Raw genomic sequence first — 17,788 nt, 5'->3', positions numbered from 1 at the left:
GGCCTAGAAGTCGAACACCTTGCCCGTGTGGACGCGCATCTCGCACGGGTTGGAGAACACCTGCTCGAAGACGACCTTCTTGCCGCGCCACTTGCCCTTCAGCGTGGCCTTGGTCGTGTTGAGCTCCATGGTGCACGCGGCGTCGGCCGCCCGCTCCATCTTGGTGAAGTCGCCGTCGACCGGTGTGAGGCCGTCGCAGGCGGCCTTGGCGTTCTTGTGCAGCCCGCCGGCGGGTTCGCAGGTGAGCTGCGTGGTGCTGAGCGTGCCCATCTCCGGTCGCACCGACAGCACCAGGCCGGATGCGGGGAGGGGCGCTGCCTGGGCCGTCGCGGGAACGAGCGGCGCGGCGAGCGCGAGGCAGGCAAACAGAAGTCGGGTCCTTGCCATGCCACCACTCTGGCGCGGCGAGGACCCGGATCTCCAATCAACTCAGCGGTAACACCAGATCGTGTAAACCGCTGCGACGCCGTGCAACTAGACGCCCGCGAACTCCGTCCCGGCGAGCGCCGCGGCGACCTGCTCACCCACCGCTTTCATGCCGCTGGCATTCGGGTGAACCGGGAACGCGAGCCGGGTGGGGATGAGGCCCTCCACCCACTTGTCCCACGGCGCCGCGCACACGTCACGGCCGAGGCTGATGTCGTACGGGTTGACCCAGCCGGCGCCCGCGGCGTTCGCCTGGGTGGCGAGCATGCCGTTGAGCAGCTGCTGCATGTTGTCGAGGTACGGCACGTCACCGCTGGCGATGGGCACGAGCGGCCAGCAGCCCTGCGACGGCGGCAGGATGCGCAGGTAACCGACGACGATGATCCTGGCGTTCGGCGAACGCTGCTTGATGCCCTTCAGGACGGCCGCGACCTTCGGTGCGGTGGCGTTGATGCGCTGGGCGAGTTCGTCGCCGTAGAGGGCCTTGCAGGGCGCGCCGTGCGGGTCGAGCAGGCCGCGGCTCGCGCACGTCGTGATGATCTCGCTGAACCCGATGTCGTTGCCACCGATGGAGATCGTGACGAGGTCGGTGTCGGCTTTCAGCGCGGACAGTTGCGGCACCGACTGGCCGGGGAAGCCGCTCTGCACGCCCTCCACGTCCTTGGTCTGCGCGCCACCGCAGGAGATGTCGGTGAAGTTCGCGATGCCGAGGCGGCGGGCGAGCACGGACGGGTAGTTCTGGGTGGACTTGAAACAGCTCAGCGGGTCGAGGCGCTGGATGGGGATGAACGGTCCGGAGACGAACGAATCTCCGAGTGAGACGTAGTTCCGGTAGGTCGAGGCGGCGCTGGCGTGCGGGACCAGCAATGCCGCGATCAGGGCCGTGAGCAGGGAAACAACAGTCACTCGGCGCGTCATTGCTACCTCGTTACTGAAGAGTAGGAACGTAGGACGAAGGGTGACCGGACCATTGCGCAGTGTCAATCCCTCGACCAGGCTGGAACGATGACGGGGGTACGCAAAGTAGCTGTGGCTTCTGCGGTCGGTAACACGATCGAGCTGTACGACTTCCTGCTCTACGGCACAGCGTCGGCGCTGGTGTTCAACAAGATCTTCTTCCCGCAGTTCGACTCGCGCGTCGGCGTGCTGCTGGCGTTCGCCACGTTCGGCGCGGGGTTCGTGGCCCGGCCGCTCGGCGGCGCGGTGATCGGCCACTTCGGCGACCGGCTCGGGCGCCGCGCGATGCTCGTGATCACCCTTTCGGTGACGGGGCTCGCCACGGCGTTGATCGGGCTGCTGCCGTCCTACGCCTCGATCGGCATCTGGGCACCGGTGCTGCTGGTGCTGCTGCGGATCGTGCAGGGCTTCTTCATGGGCGGCGAACAGGGCGGCGCGTCCCTCATGGCCGTAGAGCACGCGCCGTCAGGACGCCTGGGCTGGTACGGCAGCTGGGTGTTCATCGGCTCGCCGATCGGTCTGGTGCTCGCGAACCTGGCGATGTACCTGTCGTCGAAGGCGTCCGGCCCCGGCTTCCTCACGTGGGGCTGGCGGCTGCCGTTCCTGTTCTCGATCGTGCTGGTCGGCATCGGCCTCTACATCAGGCTGCGGGTGCCCGAGAGCCCGCGCTTCACCCGCACCGAGAAGTCCAGGACGCCGCTCGCCGAGGTGGTGCGCACGCGGTGGCGGGTGCTGCTGCTCGGCGCGGGGGTGAACCTCGGGTTCCAGATCTTCATCTTCGTGCTGTCGGTGTTCACCATCAACTACGGCCGCACGGAACTGCGGCTGTCGCCGGACGATCTCCTGGTGGCACAGGTGCTCGGAGGGCTCGCGCAGGTGGTCTCCCTGCCCGTGTTCGCCTGGATGTCGGACCGGATCGGGCGGCTGCCCGTGATGTTCGGCGGCGCGGTGTTCCAGGCGGCCTTCGCGTTCCCGATGTTCTGGCTGATGGACGCGCAGTGGTTCACCGCGGCGATCGTGTTCGGCTTCATCGGCTCCGGCGCGTTGTTCGGGCCGATGGCCGCCTACTTCGCCGAGCTGTTCCTCACCCGCGTGCGGTACAGCGGGGTGGCGTTGAGCTACCAGCTCGGCGCCGTGCTCGGAGGCGGCCTGGCGCCGTTCGTCGCGACCTCGTTGCTGGGCTGGGGAACCTGGGCCGTCGCGGTCTACCTGATCGCGGGCGCCGTGATGTCCGGCGTCTGCCTGCTGGTGATCGGCTCAGCACACGAGGCGGAGCCGGCGGGCGGCGAGTCCGATGCTCAGCCGCTGACCCCAGCCGAGGCGTAGCGCGTCGCTCTCGATGCCGTCGCCGAACGCGACGAGCCCGTCGGACTCGACGTCGATCGTCAGCGGTTCGCCGGTGATCTCGCCTTCGGTGTGCTCGATGCCGGTGCTCGGCGACGGCCACGCCTCCCGCACGAACCAGACGAGCCTGGGCTCGGTCGGTTGCGGAAGGGTGATGGTGCTCTTCCGTTCGCGGTGCGCGCTCGAGCACCAGCCCGTGGCGCCCGTGCCGCTGCCGACGAGGACACCGGACGACGCCTGGCGTTCCTGGTGGATCCGGTACCGGCTGGTCTGGTGACTCGGGTGGCCGACGTAGATCTCGTTGAGCGCGTGGAGGGTCTGGCCGTCGTCTGTCTTCACCTCGACCATCGTGCGGTCTTCGGTGTTGTTCGTGCTGTGCAGGAGTTCCGCTGCCTGCGAAGGGGCGTGCTTGGCGAGCACGCCCTGCTCCGGGTTGATGCCGATCACGGGCTGGCCGTCGAGGTACTTGGCGACGTTGGCGACCAGCCCGTCCTGCCCGACGATGACGACTACGTCCTCGGGCGCGAACAGGAACCGCGACAGGTCTTCCCTCTCGACCACGCCGCGGCGCCAGTCCAGCGGGATTGCGGCGCTGACCTCTCCCAACGCTTTGCGGGCCTGCTGGTCACGGTGCACCACCTCGTCCAAAGTTCTGTTGCGGGACTTCAGGAAGAACTCGACCTGGCCACGGGTGCCGTGTCGTGCCAGCAACTCTGTCAGCTCGGTGCGCCTGTGCACCAGCACAATTCTCGGCGCGAGGCTCATCGCGCGAGCCGTTGCAGGATCGGCTGGATGACGTCCGGCGTGAGCGTGATGCTGCCGATCTCCGGCAGGTTGCCCGCGAGCTCCTTGGCCGCGAGGGCGAGCAGGGTTGCCTGGGGGACCTCTTTGTAGGCGTCGAGGCGTGCCTTCTCGCCGGCGGCCTCCGCTTCTGCGAGCTTGCGGATGCCGTCCGCCTTGGCGTCGTCGGCGATCCGGCTGGCCCTGGCGTGGTCCTCGGCCTTCTTGAGCGCGTTCGCACCTCGTTGCACGACGAGGAGTTCTTCTCGTTTCGCGAGCTCGATCTGGTTCTGCAGCTCGTTCTCGCTGATCGCGCGCTCGCGTTCGACGGCGATGGCGCGGCGCTCGTAGGTCGCCTTGTCGGCTTCCTGCTGAACCTTCTCGCGAATGGTGGTCTGGAGGGCCTTCTCCATGTCGGCGTCGGGGCGGATGGCCACGACGCGGATGTCGATGATCTCCAGGCCGATGTGCGCCGCGGTGAGGTTGCTCGTGGTCGCTTCCTTGACCCGTTCGACGCCGACCCGCATGGCAGTCTCCAGGTCGAGGGTCGCGAGGATCCGGAGGGCGTGCTGCTGGGTGCTCTCGGTCAGCGTGTTCGCGATCTGGCTCAACGGGTCCTGGCGCCAGGTGCCGGTGTCGGGGTCGATCGAGAAGTCGATGCGGGTCGTCGCGGTTTCGGGGTCGGTGCAGCGGTAGGTGACGGTCAATTGGACCGTGACGTCCTGGTAGTCCTTCGTCCTGGCGTGGAAGAGCATGGGGAGTTCGCGGTCGTCCACCGGGACTTCTGACAGGACTGCGGTTCTGGGGCGGAACCAGAAGCTCAGGCCCGTGCCCTCGTGGATGAGCTTGCCCTTGCGGACGTGTCTGATGTGGACCGTGGGGGCTCCTCGCAGGTGCCTCAGTCCGGGGTAGGTGCTGATGTCGGCCATGGGGTGTCGCTCCTTATCGTCTGATTGACGATAAGCCTATGCTCGGGGGTGTGTACTCGCCAAGTGATTTCCCTCCCTTCGCGGTCACGGTCGATCTCGTGGTGTTGACCGTGCGAGACGAGGCGCTGTGTGCGCTGTTGATCCGCAGGGGGGAGGCGCCGTTCCGGGGGCGGTGGGCGTTGCCTGGGGGGTTCGTGCAGGTTGACGAAGCCGTGGATGCTGCTGCTGTTCGGGAGCTTGGTGAGGAGACCGGGGTTTCTGGGCTGCACTTGGAGCAGCTCGGGACTTATGGGGAGCCTCGGCGGGATCCTCGGATGAGGGTGGTGTCTGTGGCCTACCTGGCGTTGGCTGCTGACCTGCCTGTGCCGGTGGCCGGGACTGATGCTGCTGCTGCTTCTTGGGTGCCTGTGGCTGAGGTTGGTGCGTTGGCGTTCGACCACTCTCGGATCTTGGCTGATGGGGTGGAGAGGGCTCGGGCCAAGTTGGAGTACACGCCGTTGGGGGCGGAGTTTTGCGGTCCGGAGTTCACTGTGGCTGAGTTGCGGCGGGTTTACGAGATCGTTTGGGGGGTTTCGTTGGATCCACGCAACTTTCATCGCAAGGTGACCGGGGCGGAGGGGTTGTTGGTTCCTACTGGTCGGTCGTCTTCTCGGGATGGGGGGAGGCCGGCGGCTTTGTATCGGCGGGGGGATGCCGGGGTGTTGTATCCGCCGTTGGTGCGTGCGTCCGGTTCGTAGGTTGGTTCCGTCACGAGCCGTGCCAGGAACCGGCCATGACTGAGGAGGGATGTGGCACGACTCGTGACGGGACCAACCCACCGGAACCCCACGCCAAGTGCTTGCTCGGCTTCGCCTTCGCGTCGGCTCGCCTTCGGCTTCGCGGGTTAGAGGCGTACCGAATCGCCTGTTGTTGCTGACTGCTTTGCTGCCTCGATCACCTCTAGGCCCGTTACCGCGTCCTGTGGGGACACTGGGGGCCTTCCTGCTGCTACTTCTGCGTAGAAGTCTTGGTATGCGCCTGGTTCTGTTCGGTGTGGGGTGCCGTTCAGCTTGCCCCAGTTGGGTTCTGGGTCTTCGCCCCAACCCGGGGTGGCTGGGGTGTCGCCTGCTTTGAGACGTTCTTCCTGGGGGTCCATGCCGTACTTCACGTAGGCGCCGTCGTGGCCCAGGACTCGGAAGCGAGGGCCCAGGTCTGCTGCCAGTGCGCTCATCCAGAGGTGGGAGCGGACGCCGTTCTCGTGGGTCAGGGAGAGGAAGACGTCGTCGTCTGCCTTGGCGCCTGGGCGGACTGTGGTGATTTCGGCGTGTACTGCCAGTGGGCGGCCGAAGAGGGCCACTGACTGGTCCACGAGGTGGGTGCCCAGGTCGAAGAGGATGCTGCCCAGGTCTGCTGGGTCGCCGGACTCTTTCCAGGACTCCTTGATTTCTGGGCGGTAGCGCTCGAAGCGGGACTCGAAGCGGTGGACTCGGCCCAGGGTTCTTTCGGAGAGGAGTTTGCGGACCGTCAGGAAGTCGCCGTCCCAGCGGCGGTTGTGGAACGGGACGAGCATCAGGCCTTTGGAGGAGGCGATTGAGGCCAGGGCTCGGGCTTCGGCTGCGGAGGCTGCGAAAGGTTTGTCCACCACCACGTTCAGGCCGTGGTCCAGTGCTTGGCGGGCGTGGGTGGCGTGGAAGCGGTTCGGGGTGGTGATGACCACCAGGTCGAAGTTGCCCGACCACACTTCGTCCAGAGAGGACAGCAGGTGGGTGGTTGGGTAACGCTCGGCCACCTCTGCTCGGCGTCGGGGGTTCGCGGTCACCACGGCAGAGAGTTCGAGGCCGGGGGTTGTTGCGATGAACGGGGCGTGGAAGGCCGCCCCACCTAGTCCGTAGCCGACCAGAGCTGTGCGCATGGGATCTAGCCTAAGTGGTCCCACCTGGTGGACGGGCCGGCTCTATCCGTTGGTGCGGCAACGAGAACTGGGGGCTGGTGCTCGTGCGGTCAGGTAGGCGTTGAGTTGTGCGGAGGCGGCCAGCATCGCCAGGCCCTGGGCGGTCAGGCGGCGGCGCCAGTCCGCCAAGGCGGCGGTCAGGGTTTCGGTGCCGCCTGCTGTGCGGATCTGTTGGACCACCAACGCGATGCGGGTCAACGGGTAGCCGCCGCGGCGGAGGAGGTGGGCCAGTTCGGCGTCGCGGACGTCCTCGGCGCGGAAGACTCGGTAGCCGGTGGGCTCGCGGGTCGGGGTGAGGATGCCGGCGTCCTCCCAGGCGCGGAGTGTTGCCGGGGTCACGTCCAGGCGGCGGGCCAGCTCGCCGATCGTGCGGGGTTCCAGGGACGGTTCGAAGTCCGTCAGGTCGTGCACGGCCCGGCTGACTGCGTCGAGGGTTTCGCGGTCACGCAGGAGTTGCTCGTGGGCGCGGTCGACGGTCAGCAGGACGTCGTCCAGGTCGTCGGCGTGGATCGCGTTCATGATCTGGCCTGCCCGCGCGTGGCCGAAGGCGGGAACCAGGGCGATGAACGTGCGCAACGCGGCGGCGTGGACCTCGGTGTAGACGCGGTAGCCGGACGGGGTGCGCTCGGCCGGTGGGATGAAACCCGACTGCTCGTAGTTGCGGACCGCCTGGGTCGAGATACCGTGCTCTGAGGCGAGGTCGGCTGGACGCACGGTTGAGACTTTAGACGGGTGTTCCAGGGTGAACTCACTGAAAGCTTCAACAGAGCTTTCAATGTTACGGTTGAACCACATGAGCCAGGACATTCGCGAGTTCATCAGTCCCTTCACCGAGCTCTTGGCGTTCGGCGAGCCGACGCACCGGGAGCACGCCCACACCTGGATCCGCAACGAGCTGTTCGAGCAGCTGGCGGCGCTGGGCTACCGCTCGATCGCGCTGGAGACCTGCCGGGTGCGCGGGCTGCTCGTCGACGACTACGTCCAGGGGGCGCCCGGCGATCTCGACACGGTGATGGAGGAGGGCTTCTCCCACTCGTTCGGGCAGTGGCCGGCCAACCGCGAGCTCGTCGCGTGGATGCGCGAGTACAACGCGGGCAAGGCGCCGGAGGAACGGCTGGCGTTCCACGGCTTCGACTTCCAGACCGAGACGACCAGCGCGCCCAGCCCGCGGCCCTACCTCGAGTACGCCCGCGACTACCTGGGCGAGGACGTCGACCTCACGACCGACGACGAGAAGTGGAGTCGCGACGAGGCCGTGCTGGACCTCACCCAGTCACCTGGTCGGTCCGAAGAGGCGATCAGGCTGCGGGAGATCGGCACGGCGATGCTCAGGCGGCTGCACGCCGTCAAGACCGTCGACGACGCCTGGAACCGCGCGGAACTGCACCTGACGGCCGGCCTCAGCCTCCTCCAGTACCACCGGGAGTGCGCGGAGCCGAACCCGCTGGGTGTGCGCCTGAACCGCCTCTGTCAGATGCGGGACGGGGTGATGGCGCGCAACCTGCTGGAGATCCGGCGCGCCGAGGCGGCGAAGGGGCCGACGTTCGTGTTCGCGCACAACGCCCACCTGAAGCGCACCAACTCCTCGATGGAGATGGGCGGCGAGCGGATCGAGTGGTTCTCCGCGGGAGCGCTCGTCGCCCCGATCCTCGGCGACCAGTACGCGGTCGTCGCGGGCACGCTCGGGCGCAACGACACGTTCGGGCTGGGTGAACCGGACAAAGCCACCCTGGAGGGACAGTTGCAGGGCCGGTTCACGACCTGGGGGCTCACCGCGGACAAGCCGGTGGGCGAGACCCGCACCGACACCAGGCTGGAAATGGGCTACTTCCCGCTCGATCAGCACCTGATGGACGGTGTGGACGCGCTGCTGCACGTCAGGGTTGGTCGTCCAGTGACGCGGTGATCCACGGCGCGACGGGCAGGTCGCGCGTCTCGCACTCGATCGCCAGCTTCAGGGTCCACCGCAGGGCTTGTAAAACGACCGTCGCGAGCTCCTGCGGTGCCCCGTTGGCCAGGGCGATCTCGATCTGTTCCGAGGCCGCGTCCTGGTCGCCGTGCACCTCCGCCAGCAACGCGCGGATCGCGGTGCGCACGGGCGGATCGGCGTCGTCGATCTGGACCTCGTTGCCGTCCTCGTCGAAGACCTGCATCTTCACCGGCGTGGCGCCGCCGGAGCCGAGCGCGCTGACCATGCTGCTGCACTCGGCGAACAGCAGCAGCACCAGCTCACGGATCTCCTCGTTGCCTTCGGGAGACCCGCTGAGGTAGCCGGTCACGAGGTCGACCGCCACAGCGTCCTCACCGGCCCTGGCCGCGGCCAGCGCCTCACCGGCCACGGCCGTCAGCCGTGACCAGCGATCTGGATCCTGTGGTGGTCGCACAGGTACTGCCTACCGCGCGATGTGACGCGTTCGCAATGCCCCATCTTGATCAGAGTGCTACCGGGGTATGTCACTCCGCAGGTCAATGTGGGAATCAGCGGATCCACCTAGCATCGGGTGGTGTTCCGCACGCTGTACCGAACGGTTCTCGGTCCCGATCGCACGCGAGTTCTCGCCAAAGCGCTCGGCCGGTGGCGGCTGCCCGTCTGCGGTGCGCTGATCATCTACGCGTTCGTCTGGGCGATCGTCGGCAGCGTCCAGTACGTGGATCAGGAGGGCTCCGCCGGCTGGTGGGTCCTCATCTTCGCGGTGACGTTCGTGCCGTACGTGTTGCTGAACTGGTCGCCGCTGTACGCGTGGCGGTTCGCCGCGGCCGGGTTCTACTTCGTGAGCGGGCTGATCGACTTCACCGGTGTCGCGCCGTTCCAGTACTGGACGACGGCGCCGCTGCTGATCGCGGTCGCCGCCTTCTACTCGCGAGGCATCGTCGTCACCGTCACGGTGATCAGCACCCTTCTGGTCCTGGTCTCCGAGTCCCAGAACCACACCATGGGGTTCTTCGTACCGATCGTCGCAGGTGCCGTGTACATGTTCGGGGCGCGTGGACGGGCCGAACGGGAGCTCGAAGAGGAGCGGAGCTCCAAGGCCGCGCTGGAGGAACGCGCTCGCATCGCGCGCGAGATGCACGACGTCGTGGCGCACCACATGTCGATGGTGGTGGTCCGGTGCGAGACCGCGCCCTACCGCCTCCAGGGACTGAGCGAGGAAGCCGAGAAGGAGTTCGCCGAGCTCGGCGAGGCGGCCAGGGAAGCCATCACGGACATGCAACGCCTGCTCGGCGTGCTCAGGACGAACGGGCACGAGCCGGAACGCGAACCGCAACCCGGCATCAGCCGCATCCCTGAGCTCACGAGGCCCGGCGACGAGGCCGAGGTCGACGTGGACGACGTGCCGGAGGCGGTCGGGCTGACCGCGTACCGGATCGTGCAGGAGGCGCTCACGAACGCCACCAGGCACGCGCCCGGCTCCAAGGCGTCCGTCCACGTGCACAAGAACGAGGGCCGGCTGGACGTGCTGGTGATCAACACCGCCGGGGGACCGTCGATGGGCGGCGGCAGCGGGCAGGGGCTGGTGGGCATGCGCGAACGCGTCGCGGTCCACGGCGGCACGCTGACCGTGAAGTCGACCGAGGACGGCGGGTTCATGGTCAGGGCGAGAATTCCGTTGGGGGACAAGTGATCAGGGTGGTCGTGGTCGACGACCAGGAGATGGTGCGCGAGGGCTTCTCCGCGCTGCTCGACTCGCAGGAGGACATCGAGGTCGTCGGTGCCGCGGGCAACGGCCTGCAAGGCGTGACGCTGGCGCGCACGGTCAAGCCGGACGTCGTGCTGATGGACGTCCGCATGCCCGAGATGGACGGTCTCACGGCGACCAGGTTGCTGCTGGACGGGTCCAGCTCCACGAAGGTGCTCGTGCTGACCACGTTCGACCTCGACGACTACGTGTACGAGGCGTTGCAGGCGGGCGCGAGCGGGTTCCTGCTCAAGCACGCGCCCGCCCGCGAGCTGCTCAACGCCGTGCGCGTGGTGGCGGCGGGGGACGCGCTGCTGGCACCGTCGATCACCAAGCGCCTGATCGAGGACTTCGTGCGGTCGCGGCGGACCGAACGCGTCCAGCCCGCGCGGCTGGACGTCCTGACCGACCGCGAGACCGAGATCCTCGTGCTGGTCGCGCAGGGCATGTCGAACGCCGAGATCGCCGCGCACCTCGTGCTGGCCGAGCAGACCGTCAAGACGCACGTGAGCCGCGTGCTCACCAAGCTCGGCCTCCGCGACCGCGCCCAGGCCGTCATCGCGGCGTACGAGAGCGGGCTCGTGGTACCGGGGTAGTGCCGGGAAGACGGCACTCCAGCGTGACGATCACGGGGCCGTCGTCTTCCTAGCTTCGGCTCATGCGCCGAGCCGTCCTGTTCCTCCTGCTGATCGCCGTTCCCGCGGTGGCGCCGTCGATCGCGCAGTGGCGTGGCGACGTCGCCCGCAGGGTCGCGATCGTCGGTGACCTGGCCACTGCCCGCGACGTCGTGGTCGTCGTTCCTGGCTCCGACGTGGACGTGGACCGGTTCGACCGGACCGTCGGGCGGATGGCGACGAACCTGTACGAGCAGGCGCACCGCGACGACCTCGCGGTGATCGCGTGGCTCGGTTACCGGACGCCGCAAGGACTTGGCGTGGACGCCGTGACCGGTTCTCTCGCACGCCAGGGCGCCACCTCGCTTGTGGAGTTCGTGCGGGCGTTGCACACCAACGCGCGCATCCACGTCTTCGGCCACAGCTACGGTTCGGTCGTGGTCGGGCTCGCGGCGCACGAGCTGAACGTCGACGACATCGTGTTCACCGGAAGTCCTGGTGTGCGGGCGAACTCCGCGGCTGAGCTGGGCACTTCGGCGAAGGTCTGGGCTCTGCGGTCGGCCGGGGACTGGATGCGGTTCGTGCCCAACGTCCGGCTCCTCGACCTCGGCCACGGCACGGATCCCGCGTCGGAATCCTTCGGTGCCACGGTGTTGCGGTTCGACGGCGGCAAGCACGACACCTACTACGAGCCGGGCACCGAGACGTTGAACGCGCTCGTCCGGATTGCTTTGGGGGAGAAGCAGTGAGGAATCCGTTCGTTGACGCCGTGCGAGCGATCGCAGTCGTCACGGTCGTGCTGGGGCATTGGCTCGTCACGTCACTTGTCGACACACCCACCGGCATGGTCATCGACAGCCCGTTGAAACACATGGCCGCACTCACGCCCGTGTCGTGGGTTCTGCAAACGCTCGGACTGTTCTTCTTCGTGGGCGGTTATGCGGCCGCACACTCGAAGACGCCGTTCCTCGTCAGGCTGAAGCAACTGGCCGTGCCGACGTTGCTGATGCTGGGAGCGTGGACGGCTGTCCTCTTCGGACTGGTCCTGCGCGGGGTCGACCAGGACACCGCGTGGAACATCGGGTTCCTGGTGACGACGCCGTTGTGGTTCCTGGCTGTCTACCTGGTGCTGCTGGGAATGAAACCGTTGGTGCGCAAGCTGGACGAGTACTCGTGGGGTGTGCTCGTCCCGGTCGCGCTGGTGCTGGTGCTGCCGTACGCGGTGTGGTGGGCGGCCTGGCAGCTCGGGTACGCGATGGCGCGCAGGAAGATTCCCGGTCCGCCGCTGCTGGTGCTCGGTGTGCTCGGGTACGCGTTGCTGACGACGTTCGGCGGGTATCCGGTCTCGGCGGTCGGCATCCCCGGCGCGACCGTCTCGAACCTGAACCCGCCGAACTACGCGACGCTCGCGCTGGCGTTCGCCCAGATCGGCCTGGTGCTCACGATAGCGCCGGCGCTGACCAGGCTCGGTACGACGAAATCCGTGGCGTGGCTGAACAAGCGAGCGCTGGGGATCTTCCTCGCGCACCAGAGCGCGCTGATCACCGTGACGCTGGCGCTCAGCGCGTGGGGGCCGCTGCCGGGGCTCCAGCAGCCACCAGATCATCCGGGCTGGGTGTGGCAACGAGTGCTGTGGCTGCCGGTGTGCGCGGCCGTGACCTGGGGATGGCTGCGAGCACTGCGAGGCCGATCGCCACGGCGTGCAGCACCACCACCGACGGCGGAGGCTGCAGCGCCAGCATCGGCGGTACACATGCCAGCGCCGTGAGCAGCCACGGCAACCGCGTGTCGCAGCTGCCGGTGCGGGCGGTGTGGATCAGGTACCAGCCGAGCAACAGGTGGATGACGTTCTGCAGCGGGTCCACCGGCAGCAGCACCAGCACCCCGTCCCCGAGGAACCCGCTCACCACGAACCCGAGCACGCCCAGCGTCCCGAACGCCACGCCCGCGCCCGTGGCGAGCCTCGTCCGGTGCGACTCGTGCGCGAGTTTCGAGGACCTGATCAGGCGTCGCTCGAACCGGTGGAACAGCAGGATCAACGGGATCAGGCCCAGCACGAGCCAGATCGGCGCCTGCGTGAGCCCGAGCAACCCGACGAGCGCGCCCACCCCGGCCAGGTACGCCAGGTACACCGTCATCGGGGCCCGGCGCGCGAAGTTCACGACGTGCCACCACCGGCCGCCCAGCCACGAGGTGACCCGGTCGCGCGCCAACAGCGCCAGGCACACCTGCGCGACCCCCAGCACCATCATCGAGCGGGGGTACTCGCTGAAGAACACCAGCGCCGGCAACGTGATCGCGCCCAGCGCCGCCAGCACCCGGCGCGGTACCGCGGTCAGCGTGCCGTCGGCGTAGAAGAACCCGAGCTGCTGCATCAGCAACGCGCCGACGATCAGGTTCGCGTACCCACCGGTCCTCCAGTCCGTCGACGTGCGTGCGACCTCGACCGCGAGCGTCACCAGCATCAGCACGAACGGCGTGGTGCGGCGGAAGTGCTCGTGCAGCCACGCGGCGGCGGGGGTCGCCGCGACCGCGAGCAGGTAGACCCCGAGGAACCACAACGGATGCGTGATGAGCCGGCTGTACGCGTCGACCTTGACGTCGAGCAGGTTCAACGCCGCAAAGAGCACCACCCACAGCAGCACGAACGCGAGTACCGGCCGCAGCAGCCACGACGTGCGGCTGGACACCCAGCAGCCGAAGCCGCCCTGGTGCGCCTGCCAGCTGCGCAGGTTCGCGTGCCCGCCCGCGAAGAAGAACAACGGCACCGCCTGCAACGCCCACAGCCACGACGTGCCGAAGCCGCGCAGGTGCGCCAGCATCGCCACGGTCTCGCCGAGGACCAGCAGCGCCAGGCTGAAGAGCCGCAGGAAGGTCGCGTACCGGTCCTGCTCGGCGTGCTCCAGCACCAGGGGAAGAGAGTTGGCGGTGTCCTCGTCGCGGCGCCGCCCGTGCAGGCGCGCCAGCAGGAGGAACACGACGACCGCGCTGCCGAACGCCCACGCCACCACCGGCTCGTGGCCCGGAGGCCCCCACCGCTGCCGCCACGAGTTGAACTTCAGCCCGAGCGCGTAGGTCTCCGCGACCGCGTGACAGGTCTGCTCGGCGCCGCGCGGGTTCAGCCGGCACTGCGTGTGCAGATCTTCGGCGAGCCTGTCGTCGAGAGCCCTGCGCGCGTCCATGCCGAGCGGGTGGCCCTTGGCTTCGGCGTAGCGCAGCAGGTCGTAGCCCAGGTCGTGCGCGCGGCACCCGGTGCTGAAGTCCCACTCGGTGTCACCTGCGGGCCCCGAGCAGCCACCGGAGGCGTCGACGAGCCGCAGCGTTCCGTCCGGGGCCGTGACGGTCTTCGGGTCGCGCCCCATCTCCTGGGCGAAGTCCGACGGCAGGTTGAGCTTCGGGTCGTGGGTCGCCGACGGCGCCACGAACGCGTTCACGGCGTTGGCGGCGGCGACCACGTCACCGCTCGGTGGCACCCCGCTGTCGCCGTTCGCGGGGCGGGAGGCGATCACCCCGCACACGAACACCGCGAGCGTGATCACCGTGAACCGGAACCAGGCCGGGAGCCGGAGGAGGAGTTTGCGCGCGCCCATCGTCGCGTCAGGTTACGGAAGGGTCTCGGCTGATCGCCAGTTCAGGAGGTCACGACCGCCGGAGTGAGCGAAGCGAGTGCCATCCTCGCCAGCAGAGAGGCCATCTGATCGCGGTCGAGGTGCGCGCTGTGCGGCGTGGAGTTGATCAACCCGAACACCGCGTGCGCCGCCGCCCGCGCCGTCGGTTCGTCGAAGTCCGGCACGGTCCGCCGGATCGTCTCGACCCACACCTCGACGTAGCGGCGTTGTAACGCGCGCACCCGCCGGCGGTCGGGGTCGGTGAGGTTGGCGAGGTTGCGCATCTGCACGGTGATCAGCGCGGGGTCGTCCAGCGCGAAGTCCACGTGCCAGCCGATCAGGGCCTGCAACGCCTCGTCGGCGTTCGACGCCGCGTCCACCCGCGCTTGGCCGCCGTCCAGCAGTCGCTCGGAGATCGACGTCAGCATCTCGCCGAGCATCGCGTCCTTGCTGCGGAAGTGCCGGTAGAGGGCGGGACCGGAGATGCCGACGGCCGCACCGATGTCGTCGATGCCCACGCCGTGGAAGCCGTGCCGGGCGAAGAGCTCGGCCGCGGCGTTGAGGATCTGGTCCCGACGTGAGGGTTTCTCGGCCACGGGAGGAGGTTAGCAGCCGTTTACCTGCCGTCCGCCCCGACAAATCCCTCACCCGGCTGGGCCACACGCGGGGCCCTTCCGTCCTCTCCAAGAGTACGAAAGCTCCCCGCGTACTCCCCAGTCGGCTTGCTGGACGGCACGTGGGGGCCTTTCGTGCGCCAGGAGAGTACGAAAGCTCCCCGCGTACTCCCCGCCGCTCTTGCCGGACGGCACGCGGGGCCCTTTCGTGTGCTCAGAGTGAACGAAAGCTCCCCGCGTGCACTCGGCAACAGAGTGGTCCGGTCGTCCGATGGGTGGAATCTCCGCAGGTACAAGCCCCAATTGTTGACTCTTCACGAATACTTCACACGGGTCTTACTCGTGAGTAACCATTGGCGTGCAATGCATCACCCCTGCGGCCCCTTCGGGAGTCTTCGATGCGTCCTGCTCACTTCATCGCCTCAGTGGTCACCGCCGCTGCGGCCGTCATCGCGCTCGCCAATCCCGCCAGCGCGGCCCCTGTCAACTACGTCGCGCTCGGCGACTCGTACTCGTCCGGGCTGGGCACCGGCACGTACGACGGGACGAGCGGCAGCTGCAAGCGCGGCCCGTACGCCTACCCGGCCCTGTGGGCTGCGGCGACAGCGCCCGCGAGCTTCAAGTCGGTGGCCTGTTCCGGTGCGCGGACGGGTGACGTGATCAACCAGGCGGCAGCGGTCACGACCAGCACGAACCTCGTCACGGTGCAGGTCGGGGGCAACGACGCCGGCTTCACCGACGTGATCACCACCTGCACGTTCGGGTCGGACCAGGACTGCGTCAACCGGGTGAACCAGGCGAAGACCTACATCGCGAACACGCTTCCCGGCCTGCTCAACAACGTCTACGGCACCATCAGGTCCAAGTCTCCGTCGGCGCGCGTCGTCGTGCTCGGCTACCCGCGCCTGTACAAGGTGCCGGGCTCGTGCAACGTCGGGCTGAGCGACACCAAGCGGGCCGCGATCAACTCCGGGTCCGACGCGCTGCACACCACGATCAGCGCGCGGGCCGGGGCGGCCGGGTTCACCTACGTCGACGTGCGCGGGGCGTTCACCGGGCACGAGATCTGCTCGTCGAGCTGGTGGCTGAACAGTCTGAGCTGGCCCGTCGAGGAGTCGTACCACCCGAACCGGGCCGGTCAGGCGAACGGCTACCTGCCCGCATTGCGGGCGGTCATCGGCTAGATTCCGGAACGTGAGAGTGCCTGAAAGCGGCTGTGACCTGCGTTCCGGTGACTCTCGAGCCGTTCCTGTGGACCGGTAGGTTAGCGGGCGCTAACATGAGGAAGTTAACGCCCGCTAACCTGAGGTCTGGGGAGCATGGACGCACCTGTCCTGCGCAGCGCCGCCGAGCCGTCGGACCGCTACGCCAAGGAGCACACCGCGCTCGTCGACGAGCTGCGCGGCAAGCTCGCCACCGCCGCACTCGGTGGCCCGGAGAAGGCACGTCAGCGTCACGTCGACCGCGGCAAGCTGCTGCCGCGCGAGCGCGTGGACACGCTGGTCGACCCCGGCTCGCCGTTCCTGGAGCTGTCGCCGCTGGCCGCGAACGGCATGTACGGCGACGAGGCACCGGCCGCGGGCATCATCACCGGCGTTGGGCGCGTCTCCGGCCGTGAGTGCGTGATCGTCGCGAACGACGCCACGGTCAAGGGCGGTACCTACTACCCGATCACGGTCAAGAAGCACCTGCGTGCGCAAGAAGTCGCGTTGCAGAACAACCTGCCGTGCATCTACCTGGTCGACTCCGGCGGCGCGTTCCTGCCCAAGCAGGACGACGTGTTCCCCGACCGCGAGCACTTCGGCCGGATCTTCTACAACCAGGCCACGATGTCGGCGCGCGGGATCCCGCAGATCGCCGCCGTGCTCGGTTCCTGCACCGCCGGTGGCGCGTACGTGCCGGCGATGAGCGACGAGGCGATCATCGTCCGGAACCAGGGCACGATCTTCCTCGGTGGCCCGCCGCTGGTGAAGGCCGCGACCGGTGAAGTCGTCAGCGCCGAGGACCTCGGTGGCGGCGACCTGCACTCGCGGACGTCCGGCGTCACCGACCACCTGGCGGAGAACGACGCGCACGCGCTCAGGATGGTCCGCTCGATCGTCTCGACGCTCGGGCCGCGCGTTCAGCGCCCGTGGAACGTCGAACCGGTCGAGGCTCCGGCCGTCACCGACGATCTCTACGGTGTCGTGCCGACGGACTCCCGGACGCCCTACGACGTGCGCGAGGTGATCGCGCGGATCGTCGACGGCTCGAAGTTCCAGGAGTTCAAGAAGGAGTACGGCGCGACCCTCGTGACGGGCTTCGCGCGCATCCACGGGCACCCGGTCGGGATCGTCGCCAACAACGGCATCCTGTTCGGCGAGTCGGCGGTGAAGGGCGCGCACTTCATCCAGCTGTGCGACAAGCGGTCCATCCCTCTGGTGTTCCTGCAGAACATCACCGGGTTCATGGTCGGCCGCGAGTACGAGGCGGGCGGCATCGCCAAGCACGGCGCCAAGATGGTGACCGCGGTGGCCTGCGCGCGCGTTCCGAAGTTCACCGTGATCATCGGTGGCTCGTTCGGTGCCGGCAACTACTCGATGTGCGGCAGGGCGTACTCGCCGCGGTTCCTGTGGATGTGGCCGAACGCGCGCATCTCCGTGATGGGCGGCGAGCAGGCGGCTTCGGTGCTCGCCACGGTTCGCCGCGACCAGCTCGGTGACGAGTGGTCCGCGGAGGACGAGGAGGCGTTCAAGGCGCCGATCCGCCAGCAGTACGAGGACCAGGGCAACCCGTACTACTCGACCGCGCGGCTGTGGGACGACGGCGTGATCGACCCGCGCGACACCCGCATGGTGCTCGGGCTGGCGTTGTCCTCCGCGGCGAACGCCCCCATCGACGATGTTTCCTACGGCGTCTTCCGGATGTGA

The 17,788-nt window shown here is 68.1% G+C and carries 17 protein-coding genes and 1 pseudogene; 9 read left to right on the top strand and 9 right to left on the bottom strand.

What is annotated here, in order from left to right; translation table 11 throughout:
- Window positions 1-3: 3 nt before the first annotated feature.
- Window positions 4-387, bottom strand: coding sequence for an SSI family serine proteinase inhibitor (locus tag ACFOWZ_RS08790; RefSeq protein ID WP_382370977.1), 384 nt, complete (start codon window positions 385-387; stop codon window positions 4-6).
- Window positions 388-474: 87 nt separating this feature from the next.
- Window positions 475-1,344 (bottom strand): SGNH/GDSL hydrolase family protein, encoded by an 870-nt coding sequence (locus ACFOWZ_RS08785; protein WP_382370975.1) that lies wholly within the window; start codon window positions 1,342-1,344, stop codon window positions 475-477.
- 111 nt (window positions 1,345-1,455) lie between these two features.
- On the opposite strand from ACFOWZ_RS08785, the gene ACFOWZ_RS08780 reads away from it, so the two are divergent.
- Window positions 1,456-2,709, top strand: a complete 1,254-nt coding sequence (locus ACFOWZ_RS08780; protein WP_382370973.1) for an MFS transporter — start codon at window positions 1,456-1,458, stop codon at window positions 2,707-2,709.
- Here the strand turns inward: ACFOWZ_RS08780 and ACFOWZ_RS08775 are convergent.
- Window positions 2,641-3,465: a hypothetical protein gene (locus ACFOWZ_RS08775; protein ID WP_382370971.1), complete on the bottom strand. Its 825-nt coding sequence runs from the start codon at window positions 3,463-3,465 to the stop codon at window positions 2,641-2,643. The genes ACFOWZ_RS08780 and ACFOWZ_RS08775 overlap by 69 nt on opposite strands.
- Before the next feature lie 23 nt (window positions 3,466-3,488).
- Window positions 3,489-4,436, bottom strand: coding sequence for an SPFH domain-containing protein (locus ACFOWZ_RS08770; RefSeq protein ID WP_382370969.1), 948 nt, complete (start codon window positions 4,434-4,436; stop codon window positions 3,489-3,491).
- Window positions 4,437-4,474: 38 nt separating this feature from the next.
- On the opposite strand from ACFOWZ_RS08770, the gene ACFOWZ_RS08765 reads away from it, so the two are divergent.
- A complete protein-coding gene (locus ACFOWZ_RS08765; RefSeq protein WP_382370967.1) occupies window positions 4,475-5,173 on the top strand; it encodes an NUDIX hydrolase in 699 nt (232 codons plus the stop codon).
- Between the two features lie 146 nt (window positions 5,174-5,319).
- Here the strand turns inward: ACFOWZ_RS08765 and ACFOWZ_RS08760 are convergent, their stop codons facing one another.
- Together ACFOWZ_RS08760 and ACFOWZ_RS08755 are read right to left on the bottom strand one after the other, a co-directional pair.
- Window positions 5,320-6,327, bottom strand: a complete 1,008-nt coding sequence (locus ACFOWZ_RS08760; protein ID WP_382370965.1) for a Gfo/Idh/MocA family protein — start codon at window positions 6,325-6,327, stop codon at window positions 5,320-5,322.
- Window positions 6,328-6,369: 42 nt separating this feature from the next.
- Window positions 6,370-7,080 (bottom strand): TioE family transcriptional regulator, encoded by a 711-nt coding sequence (locus ACFOWZ_RS08755; RefSeq protein ID WP_382370963.1) that lies wholly within the window; start codon window positions 7,078-7,080, stop codon window positions 6,370-6,372.
- Window positions 7,081-7,159: 79 nt separating this feature from the next.
- On the opposite strand from ACFOWZ_RS08755, the gene ACFOWZ_RS08750 reads away from it, so the two are divergent.
- Window positions 7,160-8,272, top strand: coding sequence for an erythromycin esterase family protein (locus ACFOWZ_RS08750; RefSeq protein ID WP_382370961.1), 1,113 nt, complete (start codon window positions 7,160-7,162; stop codon window positions 8,270-8,272).
- Here ACFOWZ_RS08750 and ACFOWZ_RS08745 read toward each other — a convergent pair.
- On the bottom strand, window positions 8,244-8,750 hold the full coding sequence (locus ACFOWZ_RS08745) for a hypothetical protein (protein ID WP_030467531.1): 507 nt from the start codon (window positions 8,748-8,750) through the stop codon (window positions 8,244-8,246). The two genes, ACFOWZ_RS08750 and ACFOWZ_RS08745, sit on opposite strands and share 29 nt — an antisense overlap.
- A 120-nt stretch (window positions 8,751-8,870) precedes the next feature.
- Between ACFOWZ_RS08745 and ACFOWZ_RS08740 the strand changes: the two genes are divergently transcribed.
- The 4 genes from ACFOWZ_RS08740 to ACFOWZ_RS08725 all read left to right on the top strand — a co-directional run bounded on the left by ACFOWZ_RS08740 (window position 8,871) and on the right by ACFOWZ_RS08725 (window position 12,425).
- Window positions 8,871-9,989, top strand: coding sequence for a sensor histidine kinase (locus tag ACFOWZ_RS08740; RefSeq protein ID WP_382370958.1), 1,119 nt, complete (start codon window positions 8,871-8,873; stop codon window positions 9,987-9,989).
- A complete protein-coding gene (locus ACFOWZ_RS08735; RefSeq protein ID WP_382370956.1) occupies window positions 9,986-10,639 on the top strand; it encodes a response regulator in 654 nt (217 codons plus the stop codon). Before ACFOWZ_RS08740 ends, ACFOWZ_RS08735 begins: the two co-directional genes overlap by 4 nt.
- 62 nt (window positions 10,640-10,701) lie before the next feature.
- Window positions 10,702-11,406 carry an alpha/beta hydrolase gene (locus tag ACFOWZ_RS08730; RefSeq protein WP_382370955.1) on the top strand — a complete coding sequence of 235 codons (705 nt, stop codon included), beginning with the start codon at window positions 10,702-10,704 and terminating at the stop codon, window positions 11,404-11,406.
- Entirely contained in the window at window positions 11,403-12,425 is a 1,023-nt protein-coding gene (locus tag ACFOWZ_RS08725; protein ID WP_382370954.1) for an acyltransferase family protein, read from the top strand. Before ACFOWZ_RS08730 ends, ACFOWZ_RS08725 begins: the two co-directional genes overlap by 4 nt.
- A 1,360-nt stretch (window positions 12,426-13,785) precedes the next feature.
- Here the strand turns inward: ACFOWZ_RS08725 and ACFOWZ_RS08720 are convergent.
- Window positions 13,786-14,019: pseudogene (locus ACFOWZ_RS08720) on the bottom strand (hypothetical protein); the annotation flags it as partial.
- Between the two features lie 269 nt (window positions 14,020-14,288).
- Window positions 14,289-14,861, bottom strand: a complete 573-nt coding sequence (locus ACFOWZ_RS08715) for an SACE_7040 family transcriptional regulator (protein ID WP_030467526.1) — start codon at window positions 14,859-14,861, stop codon at window positions 14,289-14,291.
- A 416-nt stretch (window positions 14,862-15,277) separates the two neighbouring features.
- Between ACFOWZ_RS08715 and ACFOWZ_RS08710 the strand changes: the two genes are divergently transcribed.
- Window positions 15,278-16,063 (top strand): SGNH/GDSL hydrolase family protein, encoded by a 786-nt coding sequence (locus ACFOWZ_RS08710; RefSeq protein ID WP_382370952.1) that lies wholly within the window; start codon window positions 15,278-15,280, stop codon window positions 16,061-16,063.
- 135 nt (window positions 16,064-16,198) lie between these two features.
- Window positions 16,199-17,788: a carboxyl transferase domain-containing protein gene (locus ACFOWZ_RS08705; RefSeq protein ID WP_382370950.1), complete on the top strand. Its 1,590-nt coding sequence runs from the start codon at window positions 16,199-16,201 to the stop codon at window positions 17,786-17,788.

Origin of the sequence: Lentzea rhizosphaerae (assembly GCF_042649515.1) — a bacterium.
Taxonomy (GTDB): Bacteria; Actinomycetota; Actinomycetes; order Mycobacteriales; family Pseudonocardiaceae; genus Lentzea; species Lentzea aerocolonigenes.
This window is presented reverse-complemented; position numbering and strand designations above follow the sequence as displayed.

Excerpts from the sequence above, each read along its gene's own strand:
- ACFOWZ_RS08710 (WP_382370952.1), top strand. The coding sequence starts at position 15,278 with ATGCGTCCTGCTCACTTCATCGCCTCAGTGGTCACCGCCGCTGCGGCC.
- ACFOWZ_RS08765 (WP_382370967.1), top strand. The coding sequence starts at position 4,475 with ATGCTCGGGGGTGTGTACTCGCCAAGTGATTTCCCTCCCTTCGCGGTC.
- ACFOWZ_RS08785 (WP_382370975.1), bottom strand. The coding sequence starts at position 1,344 with ATGACGCGCCGAGTGACTGTTGTTTCCCTGCTCACGGCCCTGATCGCG.
- ACFOWZ_RS08750 (WP_382370961.1), top strand. The coding sequence starts at position 7,160 with ATGAGCCAGGACATTCGCGAGTTCATCAGTCCCTTCACCGAGCTCTTG.
- ACFOWZ_RS08730 (WP_382370955.1), top strand. The coding sequence starts at position 10,702 with ATGCGCCGAGCCGTCCTGTTCCTCCTGCTGATCGCCGTTCCCGCGGTG.
- ACFOWZ_RS08760 (WP_382370965.1), bottom strand. The coding sequence starts at position 6,327 with ATGCGCACAGCTCTGGTCGGCTACGGACTAGGTGGGGCGGCCTTCCAC.
- ACFOWZ_RS08790 (WP_382370977.1), bottom strand. The coding sequence starts at position 387 with ATGGCAAGGACCCGACTTCTGTTTGCCTGCCTCGCGCTCGCCGCGCCG.
- ACFOWZ_RS08705 (WP_382370950.1), top strand. The coding sequence starts at position 16,199 with ATGGACGCACCTGTCCTGCGCAGCGCCGCCGAGCCGTCGGACCGCTAC.
- ACFOWZ_RS08770 (WP_382370969.1), bottom strand. The coding sequence starts at position 4,436 with ATGGCCGACATCAGCACCTACCCCGGACTGAGGCACCTGCGAGGAGCC.